The 14,069-nt window shown below is 64.9% G+C and carries 17 protein-coding genes; 6 read left to right on the top strand and 11 right to left on the bottom strand.

Annotation, left to right across the window (positions count from 1 at the left end):
• The 4 genes from VNW74_RS19870 to VNW74_RS19855 form a co-directional block, all read right to left on the bottom strand.
• A partial coding sequence (locus VNW74_RS19870; protein WP_325679921.1) for a cytochrome P450 occupies positions 1–1,205 on the bottom strand: 1,205 nt, incomplete at its 3' end.
• A gap of 71 nt (positions 1,206–1,276) precedes the next feature.
• Positions 1,277–1,780, bottom strand: coding sequence for a nuclear transport factor 2 family protein (locus VNW74_RS19865; protein ID WP_325679917.1), 504 nt, complete (start codon positions 1,778–1,780; stop codon positions 1,277–1,279).
• Positions 1,781–1,805: 25 nt separating this feature from the next.
• Positions 1,806–2,261, bottom strand: coding sequence for an SRPBCC family protein (locus VNW74_RS19860; protein WP_325679914.1), 456 nt, complete (start codon positions 2,259–2,261; stop codon positions 1,806–1,808).
• Positions 2,262–2,357: 96 nt separating this feature from the next.
• Positions 2,358–2,783: a DUF6188 family protein gene (locus tag VNW74_RS19855; RefSeq protein WP_325679912.1), complete on the bottom strand. Its 426-nt coding sequence runs from the start codon at positions 2,781–2,783 to the stop codon at positions 2,358–2,360.
• Positions 2,784–3,113: 330 nt separating this feature from the next.
• Between VNW74_RS19855 and VNW74_RS19850 the strand changes: the two genes are divergently transcribed.
• Positions 3,114–3,503 carry a hypothetical protein gene (locus tag VNW74_RS19850; protein WP_325679919.1) on the top strand — a complete coding sequence of 130 codons (390 nt, stop codon included), beginning with the start codon at positions 3,114–3,116 and terminating at the stop codon, positions 3,501–3,503.
• Between the two features lie 37 nt (positions 3,504–3,540).
• Positions 3,541–4,119, top strand: coding sequence for a hypothetical protein (locus tag VNW74_RS19845; RefSeq protein ID WP_325679911.1), 579 nt, complete (start codon positions 3,541–3,543; stop codon positions 4,117–4,119).
• A gap of 27 nt (positions 4,120–4,146) precedes the next feature.
• Here the strand turns inward: VNW74_RS19845 and VNW74_RS19840 are convergent, their stop codons facing one another.
• Entirely contained in the window at positions 4,147–5,127 is a 981-nt protein-coding gene (locus VNW74_RS19840; protein WP_325679910.1) for an alpha/beta hydrolase family protein, read from the bottom strand.
• A gap of 322 nt (positions 5,128–5,449) precedes the next feature.
• Here VNW74_RS19840 and VNW74_RS19835 point away from each other — a divergent pair, with 322 nt between their 5' ends.
• Positions 5,450–6,664 carry a DUF7159 family protein gene (locus tag VNW74_RS19835; protein ID WP_325679909.1) on the top strand — a complete coding sequence of 405 codons (1,215 nt, stop codon included), beginning with the start codon at positions 5,450–5,452 and terminating at the stop codon, positions 6,662–6,664.
• A 79-nt stretch (positions 6,665–6,743) separates the two neighbouring features.
• Here the strand turns inward: VNW74_RS19835 and VNW74_RS19830 are convergent, their stop codons facing one another.
• From VNW74_RS19830 to VNW74_RS19815, 4 genes are read right to left on the bottom strand one after another with little or no spacing between them, the layout of a single operon-like run.
• Entirely contained in the window at positions 6,744–7,616 is an 873-nt protein-coding gene (locus tag VNW74_RS19830) for an LLM class F420-dependent oxidoreductase (RefSeq protein WP_325679907.1), read from the bottom strand.
• Between the two features lie 12 nt (positions 7,617–7,628).
• Positions 7,629–8,168, bottom strand: a complete 540-nt coding sequence (locus VNW74_RS19825; RefSeq protein ID WP_414686728.1) for a YceI family protein — start codon at positions 8,166–8,168, stop codon at positions 7,629–7,631.
• 5 nt (positions 8,169–8,173) lie between these two features.
• The gene (locus VNW74_RS19820; RefSeq protein WP_325679903.1) at positions 8,174–9,187 is read right to left on the bottom strand and encodes an alcohol dehydrogenase catalytic domain-containing protein; all 1,014 of its coding nucleotides are present in this window, start codon (positions 9,185–9,187) and stop codon (positions 8,174–8,176) included.
• A gap of 16 nt (positions 9,188–9,203) precedes the next feature.
• Positions 9,204–10,463: a cytochrome P450 gene (locus VNW74_RS19815; RefSeq protein ID WP_325679901.1), complete on the bottom strand. Its 1,260-nt coding sequence runs from the start codon at positions 10,461–10,463 to the stop codon at positions 9,204–9,206.
• 330 nt (positions 10,464–10,793) lie between these two features.
• Between VNW74_RS19815 and VNW74_RS19810 the strand changes: the two genes are divergently transcribed.
• Both VNW74_RS19810 and VNW74_RS19805 read left to right on the top strand, forming a co-directional pair.
• Positions 10,794–11,231 carry a hypothetical protein gene (locus tag VNW74_RS19810; protein WP_325679899.1) on the top strand — a complete coding sequence of 146 codons (438 nt, stop codon included), beginning with the start codon at positions 10,794–10,796 and terminating at the stop codon, positions 11,229–11,231.
• A gap of 30 nt (positions 11,232–11,261) precedes the next feature.
• Positions 11,262–11,489, top strand: coding sequence for a hypothetical protein (locus VNW74_RS19805; RefSeq protein WP_325679897.1), 228 nt, complete (start codon positions 11,262–11,264; stop codon positions 11,487–11,489).
• A 22-nt stretch (positions 11,490–11,511) separates the two neighbouring features.
• Here the strand turns inward: VNW74_RS19805 and VNW74_RS19800 are convergent, their stop codons facing one another.
• Together VNW74_RS19800 and VNW74_RS19795 are read right to left on the bottom strand one after the other, a co-directional pair.
• A complete protein-coding gene (locus VNW74_RS19800) occupies positions 11,512–12,642 on the bottom strand; it encodes a nitronate monooxygenase family protein (protein WP_325679895.1) in 1,131 nt (376 codons plus the stop codon).
• Between the two features lie 92 nt (positions 12,643–12,734).
• Positions 12,735–13,208, bottom strand: a complete 474-nt coding sequence (locus VNW74_RS19795) for a hypothetical protein (RefSeq protein ID WP_325679893.1) — start codon at positions 13,206–13,208, stop codon at positions 12,735–12,737.
• 87 nt (positions 13,209–13,295) lie between these two features.
• Here VNW74_RS19795 and VNW74_RS19790 point away from each other — a divergent pair, with 87 nt between their 5' ends.
• Positions 13,296–14,033, top strand: a complete 738-nt coding sequence (locus VNW74_RS19790) for a glucose 1-dehydrogenase (protein WP_325679891.1) — start codon at positions 13,296–13,298, stop codon at positions 14,031–14,033.
• The last annotated feature ends 36 nt before the right edge of the window (positions 14,034–14,069 follow it).

The raw sequence follows: 14,069 nt of genomic DNA, 5'->3' as shown, positions 1-14,069 counted from the left end.
TCGAAGAACGTCCGCAGGCCGACCTCGCCTTCCGCACGCGCCAGCGCCGCGCCAAGGCAGAAGTGCCTTCCGCCGGAGAACGACAGATGCTTGCCCGCGTTGTCGCGTTCGATGTCGAAGCGGTCCGGGTCGGCGAACACGGCCGGGTCACGGTTGGCCGCGGCGACGTACACGATGACCAGTTCGCCTTGTTTGATTGCGGTGCCCGCGATCTCGGTGTCGTTGACCGCCAGCCGCGCGGTGAGCTGCACCGGTGATTCCAAACGCAAGATCTCTTCGACGGCGTTGGGCCACAGGTCTGGACGCTGACTCAGTGTGTGCAGATGCTCAGGAGTGTCCAACAGCATGCGAATCCCGTTACCCAACAGATTCACCGTCGTCTCGAAACCGGCGGCCAACACCAAACCGGCGACCGCATGGAGTTCAGATTCGTCTAGATATGTTTCCTCGGAACCACTTTCGGCCTTCTGGATCAGCTGGCTCATCAGGTCGTCGCCTGGATTCCGCCGCAACTGTTGCAGATGCTCGACGAGCCAGAAGTTGAATCCCGCGATCCCGCGCTGCACGCGCCGGTATTGCGGCCAGGTGAGGCCGAAATCCAAACTGGGCGCTGCGAGTTCGCCGAACTCGAGAACCCGTTGTCGATCCGCGTCGGGCACCCCCAGGATGTCGCTGATGATCGCCACCGGCAGCTGCGCACAGTACCGGTCGACGATGTCGACGACACCCGGTTCGCGGGACAGCTGATCGAGCAGTGTCTCCGCAGTCTGCTCGACTCCGTCCCGTAGTGCGGCGACCGCCCGCGTGGTGAACACCGACGACACCGTCTTCCGGTAGCGCGTGTGGTCTGGCGGCTCTACTGCCAGCAACGACGGCGGCCGCAACGGATGGAGCAGCTCGTCGCGGGTGCGACCTTCCAGCCACCGCAGCGGCGCCGGTAGGTTCGATCCGATCGAAAGCACCCGGAAGTCGTCGGATCGCAGCAGTTCATGCCCGACTGCGTGGTCCGCGGTGATGTAGCCGATTCGTGAACGCGCCAGCGGACCCCGAGCCCGCACCTCCTCGTAGAACGGCACCGGGTCCGCTTTCACGGTCGGGTCGGCGATCAGCCGAGCCTGCAGGTCACCCCGTCGGGCGCCGATCGATGCGCCGCCGCGCACGAAACCATGCAGCGCCAGCCAGTGCAACCGCTGCTTGAATGCGATGTCCACGCGCAGGCCTCCAGATCGTCTCCGCAGTGCTATCGCCAGCCTACGGCCAAGGCCAGGGTCAGCCGTTAGGCCAGTTCCCAGTTCATGTTTTTCGCGAACGCGATCGCGTCGTCGCTGGCGGTGCCGAGCGCATGACAGCGCTGGATGTAGTCGCGGACCATCGGCAGGAAGTTCATCGGGTTGTAGGCGTCTTCCTCATAGCTCCACAGTCCCTCACCGGCGTACTTCATGACCGACAAGTTGGCCGCCTGGTGAATGCTCCCGTCACCGGGATCCCGCATCCGATTGAGGAACTCGCAGAACACCCAGCCGCGGTCCTCGTCGATGGAGTGCCACGACGTCGGATAAGACGGCATCTCACTTCCCGGGAAGACATTCATCGTCGAGACGATCCAATCGCGGATCTGCTCGCGACCGTTAAAGGTTCCGTAGGTGTGCTCAACGTAGGTTGCGTCCTCGGTGAACTGATCGGCGAACCGTGACCAATCCCAACTGGAACCGATCTCTACGACGACTTGTTTGTGATGCTCGAATGCCGACTCGATCTCACTGCGCGACCACTGTCCCATGGCAACCTCACTCAGCTCGATCGATTCACGCCTCGGCCACATCCTTGATGCGGCGCAGCGTCTTGGTCATGTCACGCACGTTGCGTCGCTGACGCAGGTAACCGCCAAACAGCCAGTAATACAGCGTGGTGAACGCGGAGGCATTCATCCGAAATGATTCGGTGACATCGGTGCCGTCGCCTGTGGGCGTCAGTCGGTAATGCCAGTTGTTCACCGGCCTGTCGCCAACGAGCACCTCGAAACCGAATTCACGGCCCGGCTCGCACGCAGTGACTCGGCAGGTCGTCCAGTACACCGGCCCGATTTCGTTGCGCTTGACGTGGCCGCGGAATCGCGCCCCAAGCGCCGGCCCGCCAGCACCGTCAAGCCATTGGGCCTCGAATGTTTCGGGGGAAAACCGCCCGATGTTGCGGACATCCGCGATCAGGTTCCAGATCTTGTCCGCAGGTGCCGCCATATGAACCGTCGCCGAGCCCTGCATGGGCCGATCCAAGCATGCCCGCGCCGGACCGGTGACCGGAAACGCTGATCTTTACCGACGCGACTACTTCGGCAAGCTGAGTCTCACCTGTCGCCGCTAGTCCTCGCTGTCGACCGGCACGTCGTGCCGCACCACCTTCACCTTGCCACCCGGCAGGCAGACGGCGTAGCCGTGGTATTTGCCGTACAGCTCCCACGCGGTGACGCGATCGTCGGGCGCCACGTCGATCCGATGTCCGTCCGAGAATTCCAGGTGCAAGTCTCCGGCGTCATCCCAGACGATGTCGGTGCACGTCGCTCCGGCGAAATCAAAAAGCGGTCGCTCGTCGACAGCTGGGGCATTAGGGTCGACGGACACAACCTCAACAGGAGAGGTGGCGGTGGCCGGCAGGGTCAGGGTTATCCGTGTCGAGATGACGAGTTCGTTGTAATCCTCTAGGTTCAGCACCAGACCGTCATGGAACGCGATCCGTTGTACCGCACAGCCTCGAATCCAGTGCTCAATCAATTTCTGTTCGGTCATGCATTTACTCTTCTCGCGACACGGCGCCTGCACAAGACCTGCAATGCGACCCGCGCGGATATTCGATAACAAACCGTTCTTTGGGCAGCAAAGAACGGTTCGTGAATATATCTTTTGACGTGGCCGCCGGCCTGGTGGCGCGGGTCCAACCCTTGTCCCGACGATGAATCCGCGCTAGCGTTTCGACGTCTTCCATCTCGATCAAGACGGGTGATCATCATCGACGCAGAGTTCAGTGAGTCCTTCCACGGCACGAAGCGTTCCAAGGGCGGCGGACCGGATGACGGCGAGGCGCCGGTCATCGTCAGCTTGGTCGAGGCGGCGATGCAGATGTTCTCCGCAGCGATCGACGCCTTGCCCGACATCAACGACCCGGAGTTCTCCGGACGCGCCAACGTGATTCTTTCCGGGCTGCGGAAGCTGCAGACCGCACTCACCAAAGCAGCGTCTCGCGGCAGGGCAACGCCGTCGGTCATCGTCTCGTTGAGCGGAGTTCGAACACGCTACGACGACCTGATGGCCATGGCCGCCGATGCGCCCGGCGCGACGTTGGGTCAGCAACTGTATGCCGTCCGTCGGCGGGCCAAACTGTCGGCGCAGGAAACCGCCAACGGCGCGGGGCTGACGGCCGATCTCCTCGACGCCATCGAGGCCGAGGAAATCCCGACCGACGAGGAAGCGGCCCGGATCAAGGAGCTCCTCGCGGCTCTTGGGGGCTGACACCCCTCCGCGGCGGTCAGCCGTTGCGTGATCAACCATGAGTGACGCTGGTGGACCGTCAGCACGCCATCATTCGCCGGCTGCGCGGATGCTCATTGCCGCCACATTGCTGGCTGCCTTGATATTTGGCGCGGCTTTCCTGGCGATCGACTGGTTGCATTCATCAGCCGCCGATGCTGTCGAGCACCCCGGCCCCGCCGTCACCGACGAACAAACCCAGGCTGAGGTCGTCGAGCAGGCGAAGGACATCGTGGCGATTGCCGGGCTGGCGCAGCCGACGGCGGGCTATTCGTTGGTGTCGTGCAAGAACCGCGACGATCCGCCGTACCAGGGAGCGGTCTACCTGAACTTCGTGCTGCCCACCGACGTCGGCGCCGACACGTATTTCCGCACTGTCGCCGCGGCCTTGGTCGCCCACGGCTGGAACGAGGGCCTGCCGCCGAATCAGCATCTGTTCGGCCGGAATCTGTCGAAGGACGGCGTCAACGCGCTGCTGTATCCCGACGGCGACTCCTCGACGCGCGGCGTCGTACACATCCACGGTCAGTGCCGGGACACCACCGACCACCGCCGCGACTCAGCGGCGTGGATCGATATCACCAACCGACTACGTTGAAACTGTCCGCCGCAAAAACGGCGGGTCTCAGCCGGCGTGGGCGCCCAGGGCCCCCTGCAGATCAGGCTTCATCGCGTTCAGCTGCGCGCCCCAGTACTCCCAGCTGTGCGTGCCGTAGGCCGGGAAGTTGAACACCGCGTTGTGGCCGCCCGCGGCGTTGTAAGCGTCCTGGAACTTCTTGTTGCCGCCGATCATGAAATTGCTCTCGAGGAACGTGGCCGGCAAGTTGGCACCGCCCAATTCGTTGGGAGTCCCGTTGCCGCAGTACACCCAGAGCCGGGTGTTATTGGCGACGAGTATGCCGACGTTGACCGTGGGGTCGTTGCGTTGCCATGCCGGGTCGCTGTCTGGCCCCCACATGTCTTCCTTCTTGTAGCCGCCGGCATCACCCATCGCCAAGCCTATCCAGCTCTGCCCGGTGGACGGGCTGAGATACCCGGACAGCGAACCGGCGTAGATGAACTGACCGGGGTGGTACATCGCCAGATTCATTGAAGATGCACCGGCCATGGAGATGCCCACCGACGCGCTGCCGGTCGGCTTGACGCTCTTCTGTGAGGCCAGATATCCAGGCAGCTCGCTGGTCAGGAAGGTCTCCCACTTGTAGGTCGAGCAGCCGGCCTTGCCGCAAGCCGGGTGGTACCAGTCGGTGTAGAAGCTGGACTGCCCGCCGACCGGCATGACGATCGATAGCCCGGACTGGTAGTACCACTCGAAGGCGGGGGTGTTGATGTCCCAGCCGTTGTAGTCGTCCTGGGCTCGCAGGCCGTCCAGCAGGTATACGGCCGGCGAGTTGTTCCCGCCGCTCTGGAACTGGACCTTGATGCTGCGGCCCATCCCAGCCGACGGCACCTGAAGGTACTCGACCGGAAGACCGGGCCGGGAGAACGCTCCTGCCGTCGCGCTTCCGCCGAGAAGGCCGATGAGGCCCGGCAGTACGGCGACCGCAAAAGCGGCGACCGTCAGCCGCCGCACCCAGCCACGCGTCTTTTCGCTCACGTATGTCATCCATGCCCCTTACCCGAAGCGCTACTGGCAAAAACTTACCGCGTGGTACTCCATATGTCGATTAGGACGCAAAGACATATCAATTCGGCATCGGCCACCGCCACCTGCACAGAGCAGGTCAGACAGCCGTTCGTGGCAACTTTTTGATGCGCAGGGATGTCTATACCCGTTCGGTTGTTGTCGCGATGAGCGCGTAGGCTCACCCGAGGTAGACCGACGAGACCACGCTGTCCCGGTACTTTCGCTGCGCACGAACCAACCGCTTCGACGGTCTGGTGCTGGTGCCGGCGCATGGACATTGGGCCACGATTGAGGTGCAAATTTGGACACGGTACTGGGGCTGTCGCTGACATCCACTTCGGTCGGCTGGGTCCTGGTGGAAGGCCGCGATGCCGACGGCGCCATCCTGGATCACGACGATTTCGAGGTGGCTACCGGCGGTGGGGTGCGCACGGTCACCACCTCAGAGCAGACGACCGCGGCCCTGTTGGACGCGCAAGCGCGGGCCACGAGATATGGCCACCGGCTGCACGTTATCGGTGTTACCTGGAGTGACGAAGCGGCCGCGGAGGCCGCGCTGCTGCTGGAGTCACTGACCGATGCCGGCCTCGACAATGTTGTCCCGATTCGGTTGCACGAGGCTTGCGACATGTTGGCCCGGGCGATCGCTCCCGTCATCGGCTACGAGCAGGCCGCTGTCTGCGTGTTGGATGGCGATTCGACGATCGTCGTCATGGTCGACACCTGCGACAACGAACCGCAAACCGCCATTAAGCAGCTGTCCGGCGGGCCCGTTCGCCTGGTGCAGTGGCTGACGACGCTGTTCGACCGGAGTTCATGGCAGCCGGGCGGCATCGTTGTCGTCGGTCCTGATGAGGAGCTCGAAGCGGTGTCGTGGCGGCTTGAGAAAGTGGTGCCGGTCCCCGTCATGACGCAGACCGGCGCGCAGTTGGCCTTGGCGCGCGGCGCCGCCCTCGCGTCGGCCGCGAGCATCGAATTCACCGATACCGAGATGCTCGAGACGGTCGACAGCATGCGCGGAGAGCGGGGAAGCTCCCGACAGCACTCCGCTGCGGGAGCGTTGACGATGCTGGTGGCCGGCGCGGTCACGTTCGTGGCATCGCTGTCGCTCGCCATGGGCCCACATCTGGTTCCCAACCGAACGACCGGACCGGTCCAACATGTGGTCCACCGGGCGGCGCCTCCGCCCGTTGTGCGAGCCCCGGCTCCCCGGCCGGCAGCGGTCGAGGCGCCGGTTGCGCGCCCAGCGCCGGCGCCCGCACCCTCGCGGGCTCCGGCGGCTGCCCAGCCACAGCCTGCCGTTTCGGATGGACCGCCGGCTGAAGTTCCCGTCGCCCAACCGGTCCCGCCGCCTGCGCCGCCGCCACCGGCCGCTCCACCGCCGCCCCCGGAACCGAATCCACATCCGCTGCTTACCAAGCTGCTCGAGCGCCTGCATGGTCAGCAGAACCCGCCGCCGGACCAGCCGGCACCGGGCCAAGCCCCGCCGGCCAACCCAGGCGCACCACCGCCTTAGTCATCCGTGGTGCAGCGGATTACCCTGGGCCGGAAGCGATTTAACCCCCATTTGGGTAGCGCCGGCTACCGGACTGGCGCTAAGCCGCGAATTCCCTGGCGGTTTCGGCAGCGCCAGTCAACGCACGAAGGTGGTCGTCGACCGACGCCAGGCCTGCGCCCATGGTGTTGATCGACACATGCGAGGCGCCTGCGTCGGCCCAGGCCCTAAGGCCGGCGGCAAGGTCGTCGACGTTGTCGTTCCAGGAGACCCGACCCTCCATCGCGATCTGGGCGGGGTCTCTGCCGGCCTCCGTCGCGGCTTGCGCTACTTCCTGCAGCGCCTGGTCGAGTTTCGGCCCGGGCCCCACCATCGGAAACCAGCCGTCGCCGAGGCGGCCGGCGCGCCGGCGTGCGCGTGACGAGGATGCCCCGAACCACACCGGAATCGGCCGCTGTATCGGCAGCGGCGCCAGTCCGGCTCCGGTCACCTGATGATAGGTGCCGTGGTAGGTAACGGTCTGTTCGGTCCACAGCGTGCGCATCAGGTCCACCTGCTCTTCGCTGCGCTTGCCGCGGTTCGAAAAGTCTTCTCCCAGTGCCTCGTACTCGACCGCGTTCCAACCGAGACCGACACCCAGGCGTAGCCGGCCGCCGCTGAGCAGGTCCACCTCGGCCGCCTGCTTGGCGACCAGGACGGTTTGCCGCTGCGGCAGGATCAGGATGCCGGTCACCAGCTCGAGTGAGGTCGTGACGGCCGCGAGATAGCCGAACGTCACCAACGGCTCGTGGAACGTGTTGTGCAGGTCGTACGGACCGTCCCAGCCGGCGTGTACGTTCGGATCCGCGCCGACGACGTGGTCGTAGGCGAGCAGGTGGGTAAACCCGAGCGCTTCGACGTGCTCGGCGTACGCGCGCACTGCACCCGCGTCGGCGCCAATCTCGGTCTGCGGGAACACCACTCCGATCCGCATTTCAGCTCCTTGTCATCTGTTCTTGGCCCGCTGTGCGGTAAACGACACAGTGACGTCGTCGGCGACCTTCAACGAGCCCATCACCAACGAGTATGGCTTGACACCGAATTCGGACTGACGAACGACGGCCTGGGTGGACAGCCACCATGTGTCATCGAGATCGTCGGTGCGCAGGTCTATCACCTGATCGCGGGTCGTTCCGCGGATCTGCAGCGTTCCGACCAGACGGTAGCCGTCCCGGCTCTTTTCAATGGCGTCGGCCTCGAAGCAGATCCGCGGGAAGCGCCCAGCACCCAGCTGCCGTAAGGCGTTCGACCGAACCAGGATTTTCTCCGGCCCGGACAGCGGTGTGAGCCCACCTTCGCCCTGCAGAACTTCGAGCGAATCCACGTCGACTATCAGCTGCACCGCGACGGGTTCATCGCCGGACCACCGCACGGTCGCCTCCCACCGCTTCATCGCAATGGTGAGCCGGTGGCCCATTTTCGCCGCCCTGCCGGCAACTCCGGTGCGGACCAATAGCTCGCCGTCGTCCGGGGTGAGGGTCCACACCTCGGTCACATGGTAAGAACGGTGCGGTAGTGCGCCCGCCCCTGTTCCAGCGTCGCGTAGCCTTCCGCGGCTTGTGACAGAGGTAGCTCATCGATCCAGGCTCGTACGCCCGACAACACCGCGAAATGCATTGTGTCTTCGATATCTTTCGCGGTCCCGGAGGGATGCCCGACAATGCTGATTCCGGGCGTTATCAGCTGAATCGGGCTGATCGGCAGCGGCTCAGGCGTGACACCGATCGTGACGAGCTCACCCTCGGGCGAGATACCGCCGACCGTCGCTGCCATGGCCCCCGAATTCCCCGCGGTAGCCAGCACGACCGCGGCACCGCCCAGGGCCTTCAGCGCTTCGGAGGGGTCGCCGGCGGTGGAGTCGATGTAGTGATGGGCGCCCAATTTGCGCGCGTCCTCGGCTTTGGCGGTCCCACGGGCGATCGCGATGGTCTCGAAGCCCATCGCCCGAGCGAACTGCACACCGAGATGACCGAGCCCACCCACGCCGAGGATCGCCACCCGGTCGCCGGGGACCGCCTTCGTGCTGCGCAGCGCGTGATAGGTCGTCACGCCGGCGCAGCCCATCGGGGCGGCTTCGGCGTCGGAGAGCTCGTCCGGTATCCGGGCCAACGCACTGGCCGGCACGGTCACCGACTCCGCATACCCGCCCGGATATTGGTAGCTGGGGATTTTCCCGTTCTCGCAGTGCATGAAGTGACCTTTGCGGCATTGATCGCAGTGGTAGCAGCACCCGCCGAACCACCCCACCGCGACACGATCGCCGACCGCGAAACCCTCGACGCCGGGCCCGAGTTCGGCAATTGTTCCGGCGATTTCATGCCCGGGAGTCAACGGCCACGACATGCCGGGGAATCCGCCCTCAACGAAGTGGACGTCGGTGCCGCAGATCCCGCATGCGGTCACCGTCAGCCGTGCCTCGTCACGACCCGGGGATTGGGTTTCGACGTCGACCAGCTCTAAGGCTGCGCCTGCGGACTCTACGTGGACAGCTCGATGGGTGGCCATTGCTTGAATATAGGTCTCAGTGCGCGACTGGGCACCGCGCAGCTGGGCTGTGGTAGTCGACCTGCCAGTGTTTGATGCCGTTGAGCCAGCCCGAGCGCAGCCGCTCCGGCGTACCGGCGGACGTCAGATCAGGCATCTGATCGGCGATCGCATTGAACATGAGATCGATCGTCATCCGCGCCAGGTTGGCCCCTATGCAGTAATGCGCGCCGGTACCGCCGAAGCCCACGTGCGGGTTGGGATCACGCAGGATGTTGAACGAGAACGGGTCGTCGAACACCTCTTCGTCGAAATTGGCCGAGCGGTAGACCATCACGACCCGCTGGCCCTTCTTGATCTGCACGCCGGACAATTCGTAGTCCTCCAAGGCGGTCCGCTGGAAGGACGTGACCGGGGTGGCCCACCGGACGATCTCGTCGGCCGTGGTGGCGGGCCGCTCTCGCTTGTACAGCTCCCACTGGTCGGGGAAGTCGGTGAAGGCCATCATGCCCTGCGTGATGGAGTTGCGGGTGGTCTCGTTGCCGGCCACCGCCAGCAGGATGACGAAAAAGCCGAACTCGTCGTCGGAGAGTTTGTGGCCGTCGACGTCGGCCTCGACCAGCTTGGTGACGATGTCCTCGCCCGGATTCTTGGCCCGGTCGGCGGCCATCTGCATGGCGTACATGATCAGGTCGACCGACGCGGCGATCGCGTCGTTGGTGGCGAACTCGGGGTCCTGATCGCCGACCATCTGGTTGGACCAGTGAAACAGCTTCATGCGGTCCTCCTGGGGCACGCCCAGCAGGCCGGCGATGGCTTGCAGCGGAAGTTCGCATGACACCTGTTCGACGAAATCGCCGGAACCCTCGGCCGCCGCGGCCGCGACGATGTGCCGGGCACGCTCGTTGAGGTCGTCGCGCAGGCGCTCGACCGCCCGGGGCGTGAAGCCGCGCGAGATGATCTTGCGCAGGTGGGTGTGCTGCGGGGCGTCCATGTTGAGTAGCACAAACTTGCCCCGATCGATCTGCTCGCCGACCGTGCCGTCCTTGTAGCGCGGCAACGCGGTCTTCTGCAGGCTAGAGAAGACGTCGCTGCGCCTCGAGATCTCCTTCACGTCCTTATGCTTGGACACCACCCAGAAGCCGCCGTCGTCGAACCCGCCCACCCCGATGGGTTGCTCGTTCCACCAGATCGGCGCGGTCCGCCGCAGCTCGGCCAGTTCGTCGACCGGCAACCGCTCGGCATGGACGTCGGGATCGGTGAAATCGAAACCGGGCGGGAGATTTGGAGTCGGCATCGAGGGCACTCCTATGGATATGAATACGACCTGAAGACCTCTAAATGTGAAGCGTTCTGGCCCAGTAAAGCATCGCGACCGCCGAGATGGAACGTGTTCTCACTGGATTGCCGGGCGACGGATTGAAACGTGTTCTCATGACCCGCGTGGGCGGCCCGGTCGGCACCGCAGGTGCCGGGTAGTGCATCGCTGTGTGCGCAGTTGATCACCGGCCGATCTCGCCGTGTGGCCGGGCAAAACGCCCTTGTGGTCGAGGCGGCACTGGCTATGCTTGCCCCAGGCCGCCGGGGGCGACGAATGGTCCCCGCACCGCGACACCGAAGGTGGGACATGATTCGCCAAGTGTTCATCGCCGCTGCGATCACGGGTTCCGCTGTCGGCCTGGCGCCAGCCGCCGCCGCCGACAATGGCCACTACGACGGCGACGTGCCGGGGATGAACTACGACGCGACGGCGGGTGCGCCGTGCGACAACTACGAGCGGTTCATCTTCGGGCGCGGCCCGGGCGGTCAGGCCGAGGCGTGTCACTTCATCATCAACCAGTTCCCGGCCGCCCAATCGGGGTTCTGGGTGATCTCCTACCCGCTCAACGGAGTTCAGCAGGTCGGTGCGCCGTGCCCGAACCCGCGCGGGTCGGCAGCTCAGACGCCCGACGGGCTGCCGATGCTCTGCACCGAACACGGCTGGCAGGTCGGACAGCTGACCGGAGGCGGGTTCCCGAACGGTATGGGCCCGGGCTTCCCATCGGACACCGGTGTTGGCGGCTGACGGCCTAACGGATACAGAGGGAGACCGCGAATGGGCTTCAATCCCAGGGATGCGCTCGACGCCGCCAAAGACATCGTGACCAACGCCGTCGAGCGGTCGTCGGACATCGTCGAAGACGCCGGCCACATCATCAAGGGGGACATCGCCGGCGGAACCGGTGATATCGTCCACAACTCACTGGACATCGCCACGTACGCCGTTCAGAGGGCCAAAGAGGTCTTCACTGGCAACTACGCCGACGACGACGGCGACGAATAGTCCTGGCGTCCAGGGCCGTTCGTCAGACGGTGGCGGCCTCGTTTAGCTCGTCCAGTCTGTTGGTGGCCTCCAGGTACTCCTGTACCCAGCGCTCGATGACCGTCGACGTCTTTTCCACCTTGCTGAACTGCCCGACGACCTGACCAACCGGGTTGAACGCCACGTCGACAGATTCGTTGGGGTACCTGTTCGTGGCGCGCACCGCCATGCCGGACACCATGTATTGCAACGGCATACCGAGCGGCTTCGGGTTGTCCGGCTGCTCCCAGGCTTCGGTCCAGTCGTTGCGCAGCATCCGGGCCGGCTTGCCGGTGAAGGAGCGGCTGCGGACGGTGTCGCGGCTGCCGGCCTTGACGTAGGCCGCCTGCTGCACCGGGGTGTTCGAGGATTCCTCGACCATCAACCATTGCGAACCGGTCCACGCCCCCTGGGCGCCCAAAGCCAGTGCCGCTGCGATCTGTTCGCCGCTGCCGATACCGCCCGCGGCCAGCACCGGCACCGGGGCGACCTCCTTGACGACTTGTGGCCACAACACAATCGAGCCCACCTCGCCGCAGTGCCCGCCGGCCTCGCCGCCCTGCGCAATGATGATGTCGACACCCGCGTCGGCGTGCTTGCGAGCCTGCGACGGGGAGCCGCACAGCGCGGCCACCTTCAGTCCGGCTTCATGGATGTGCTTGATCATGTCGGCCGGCGGGGTACCGAGCGCATTGGCGATCATCTTCACCTTCGGGTGTTTGAGCGCCACCTCGACCTGGGGCGTGGCGGTCGCCTCGGTCCACCCCAGCAGCTGCAGGCTGTCCCCGTCGCTGTCCTCGATCGGGACACCGTGATCGGCGAGGATCTTCTTTCCGAAATCCAGATGCTCCTGCGGCACCATCTTGCGCAGCGTCTCGGCCAGTTCTTCGGCCGACAGATGCGAGTCCATGCCCTCGTACTTGTTCGGGATCACGATGTCCACGCCGTACGGGTGGTCGCCGATGTTGTCATCGATCCACTTGAGCTCGATCTCCAGCTGCTCGGGCGTGAAGCCGACAGCCCCCAGCACGCCGAAACCACCGGCCTTGCTCACCGCGACGACGACATCGCGGCAGTGCGTGAACGCGAAGATCGGGAACTCGATGCCGAGTTCGTCACAGATGGGAGTGTGCATGCCTGATTCCTTACTGGTCTGCTTGCGGGCGACGTAACTGGAACGTGTTCTAGTTTAGTACGGATTTCTCCCGCTGTGACCCCCGGCCCTGTTTAGACCACCTCGGCGTGGGCCACCCAGAGCGCCAGGAAAGCCAGCATGGCACCCGCGCACACCAGGTGATCACGCCAGACGGACCGCGCCAGAGCGCTTTGGTCGGTCGGGCTACCCGAACGGTTGCCGAGCCGGACCGCGTTGGGAACCGTGTGCGTCAGCGCCAGCAGCACCGGGGCGCCCGCGAGCACAGCCGATACCGCCATCAACCAGCCGGGGTCGTGACCTCGGACCGCTCGGAACCCCAACGCTCCCAGTAACACCACCATGACGACGGCGATCAGCCGGCTCATCGGCCGCGCTCCGGTGACCGCGCGCCGGTAGTAACCCGCGATGGAGGCCAGCACGGATTCGGGCAGGTCGCCGCGGGAACGGCGGTCGGCCAAGACCTGCGCATCGAACATCAGGTCCATCCACAACACGGCGAATAGAAAACCGCTGCAGGCGGTGAGTAACGAGGTCGCGACGCTCATCGTTGCATTGTTTCGCAGTGCGCGGTCGCCGGCCCTGCGGTGGAACAAGTTCTAATTTCGTGTCTGGCTGCGGTAGCCTGACGCCTCATGGGACGCGTGGACGGAAAAGTTGCAGTGATCAGCGGCGGCGCTCGGGGGATGGGGGCCGCTCACGCCCGGGCGCTGGTCGGCGAGGGCGCCAAGGTGGTGATCGGCGACATCCTCGACGACGAGGGCAAGGCACTCGCCGACCAGATCGGTGACGCCGCGCGCTACGTCCACCTCGACGTCACTCAGCCCGCCGAATGGGACGCCGCGGTGTCCACCGCGGTCGACGACTTCGGCACGCTGAACGTGTTGGTCAACAACGCCGGCATCGTGGCGCTGGGCCAATTGGGACAGTTCAACTTGGACAAGTGGCACAAGGTCATCGACGTCAACCTGAACGGCACATTCCACGGCATCCAGGCCGCGGTCGAGCCGATGAAGGCCGCGGGCGGCGGCTCGATCATCAACGTCTCGTCCATCGAGGGCCTGCGCGGGGCCGTGATGGTGCATCCTTACGTCGCCTCCAAGTGGGCGGTGCGCGGCCTGTCGAAGTCGGCCGCCCTGGAGCTGGCCCCGCACAACATCCGGGTCAACTCGATTCATCCCGGCTTCATCCGCACCCCGATGACCAAGCATTTCCCGGACAACATGGTCACCGTCCCGCTCGGCCGCCCCGGCGTCTCCGACGAGGTCGCCACCTTCGTGGTGTTCTTGGCCAGCGACGAATCCTCTTATGCCACCGGCGCCGAATTCGTGATGGACGGCGGCCTGATCAACGACGTTCCCCACCGGCTCTAGCCGCTAGCGGCACTTCTCGATGACGGTCTGCGCGAA

Origin of the sequence: Mycobacterium sp., from assembly GCF_035570115.1 — a bacterium.
In the GTDB taxonomy this organism is placed as follows: domain Bacteria; phylum Actinomycetota; class Actinomycetes; order Mycobacteriales; family Mycobacteriaceae; genus Mycobacterium.
The sequence above is the reverse complement of the archived record's forward strand: the minus strand, read 5'-3'. Positions and strand labels throughout refer to the sequence as shown.

Coding starts and splice junctions, on each gene's coding strand:
- VNW74_RS19865 (WP_325679917.1), bottom strand. CDS start 1,780: ATGGGACAGTGGTCGCGCAGTGAGATCGAGTCGGCATTCGAGCATCAC.
- VNW74_RS19860 (WP_325679914.1), bottom strand. CDS start 2,261: ATGCAGGGCTCGGCGACGGTTCATATGGCGGCACCTGCGGACAAGATC.
- VNW74_RS19855 (WP_325679912.1), bottom strand. CDS start 2,783: ATGACCGAACAGAAATTGATTGAGCACTGGATTCGAGGCTGTGCGGTA.
- VNW74_RS19850 (WP_325679919.1), top strand. CDS start 3,114: ATGTTCTCCGCAGCGATCGACGCCTTGCCCGACATCAACGACCCGGAG.
- VNW74_RS19845 (WP_325679911.1), top strand. CDS start 3,541: ATGAGTGACGCTGGTGGACCGTCAGCACGCCATCATTCGCCGGCTGCG.
- VNW74_RS19840 (WP_325679910.1), bottom strand. CDS start 5,127: ATGACATACGTGAGCGAAAAGACGCGTGGCTGGGTGCGGCGGCTGACG.
- VNW74_RS19830 (WP_325679907.1), bottom strand. CDS start 7,616: ATGCGGATCGGAGTGGTGTTCCCGCAGACCGAGATTGGCGCCGACGCG.
- VNW74_RS19820 (WP_325679903.1), bottom strand. CDS start 9,187: ATGGCCACCCATCGAGCTGTCCACGTAGAGTCCGCAGGCGCAGCCTTA.
- VNW74_RS19815 (WP_325679901.1), bottom strand. CDS start 10,463: ATGCCGACTCCAAATCTCCCGCCCGGTTTCGATTTCACCGATCCCGAC.
- VNW74_RS19810 (WP_325679899.1), top strand. CDS start 10,794: ATGATTCGCCAAGTGTTCATCGCCGCTGCGATCACGGGTTCCGCTGTC.
- VNW74_RS19805 (WP_325679897.1), top strand. CDS start 11,262: ATGGGCTTCAATCCCAGGGATGCGCTCGACGCCGCCAAAGACATCGTG.
- VNW74_RS19800 (WP_325679895.1), bottom strand. CDS start 12,642: ATGCACACTCCCATCTGTGACGAACTCGGCATCGAGTTCCCGATCTTC.
- VNW74_RS19795 (WP_325679893.1), bottom strand. CDS start 13,208: ATGAGCGTCGCGACCTCGTTACTCACCGCCTGCAGCGGTTTTCTATTC.
- VNW74_RS19790 (WP_325679891.1), top strand. CDS start 13,296: ATGGGACGCGTGGACGGAAAAGTTGCAGTGATCAGCGGCGGCGCTCGG.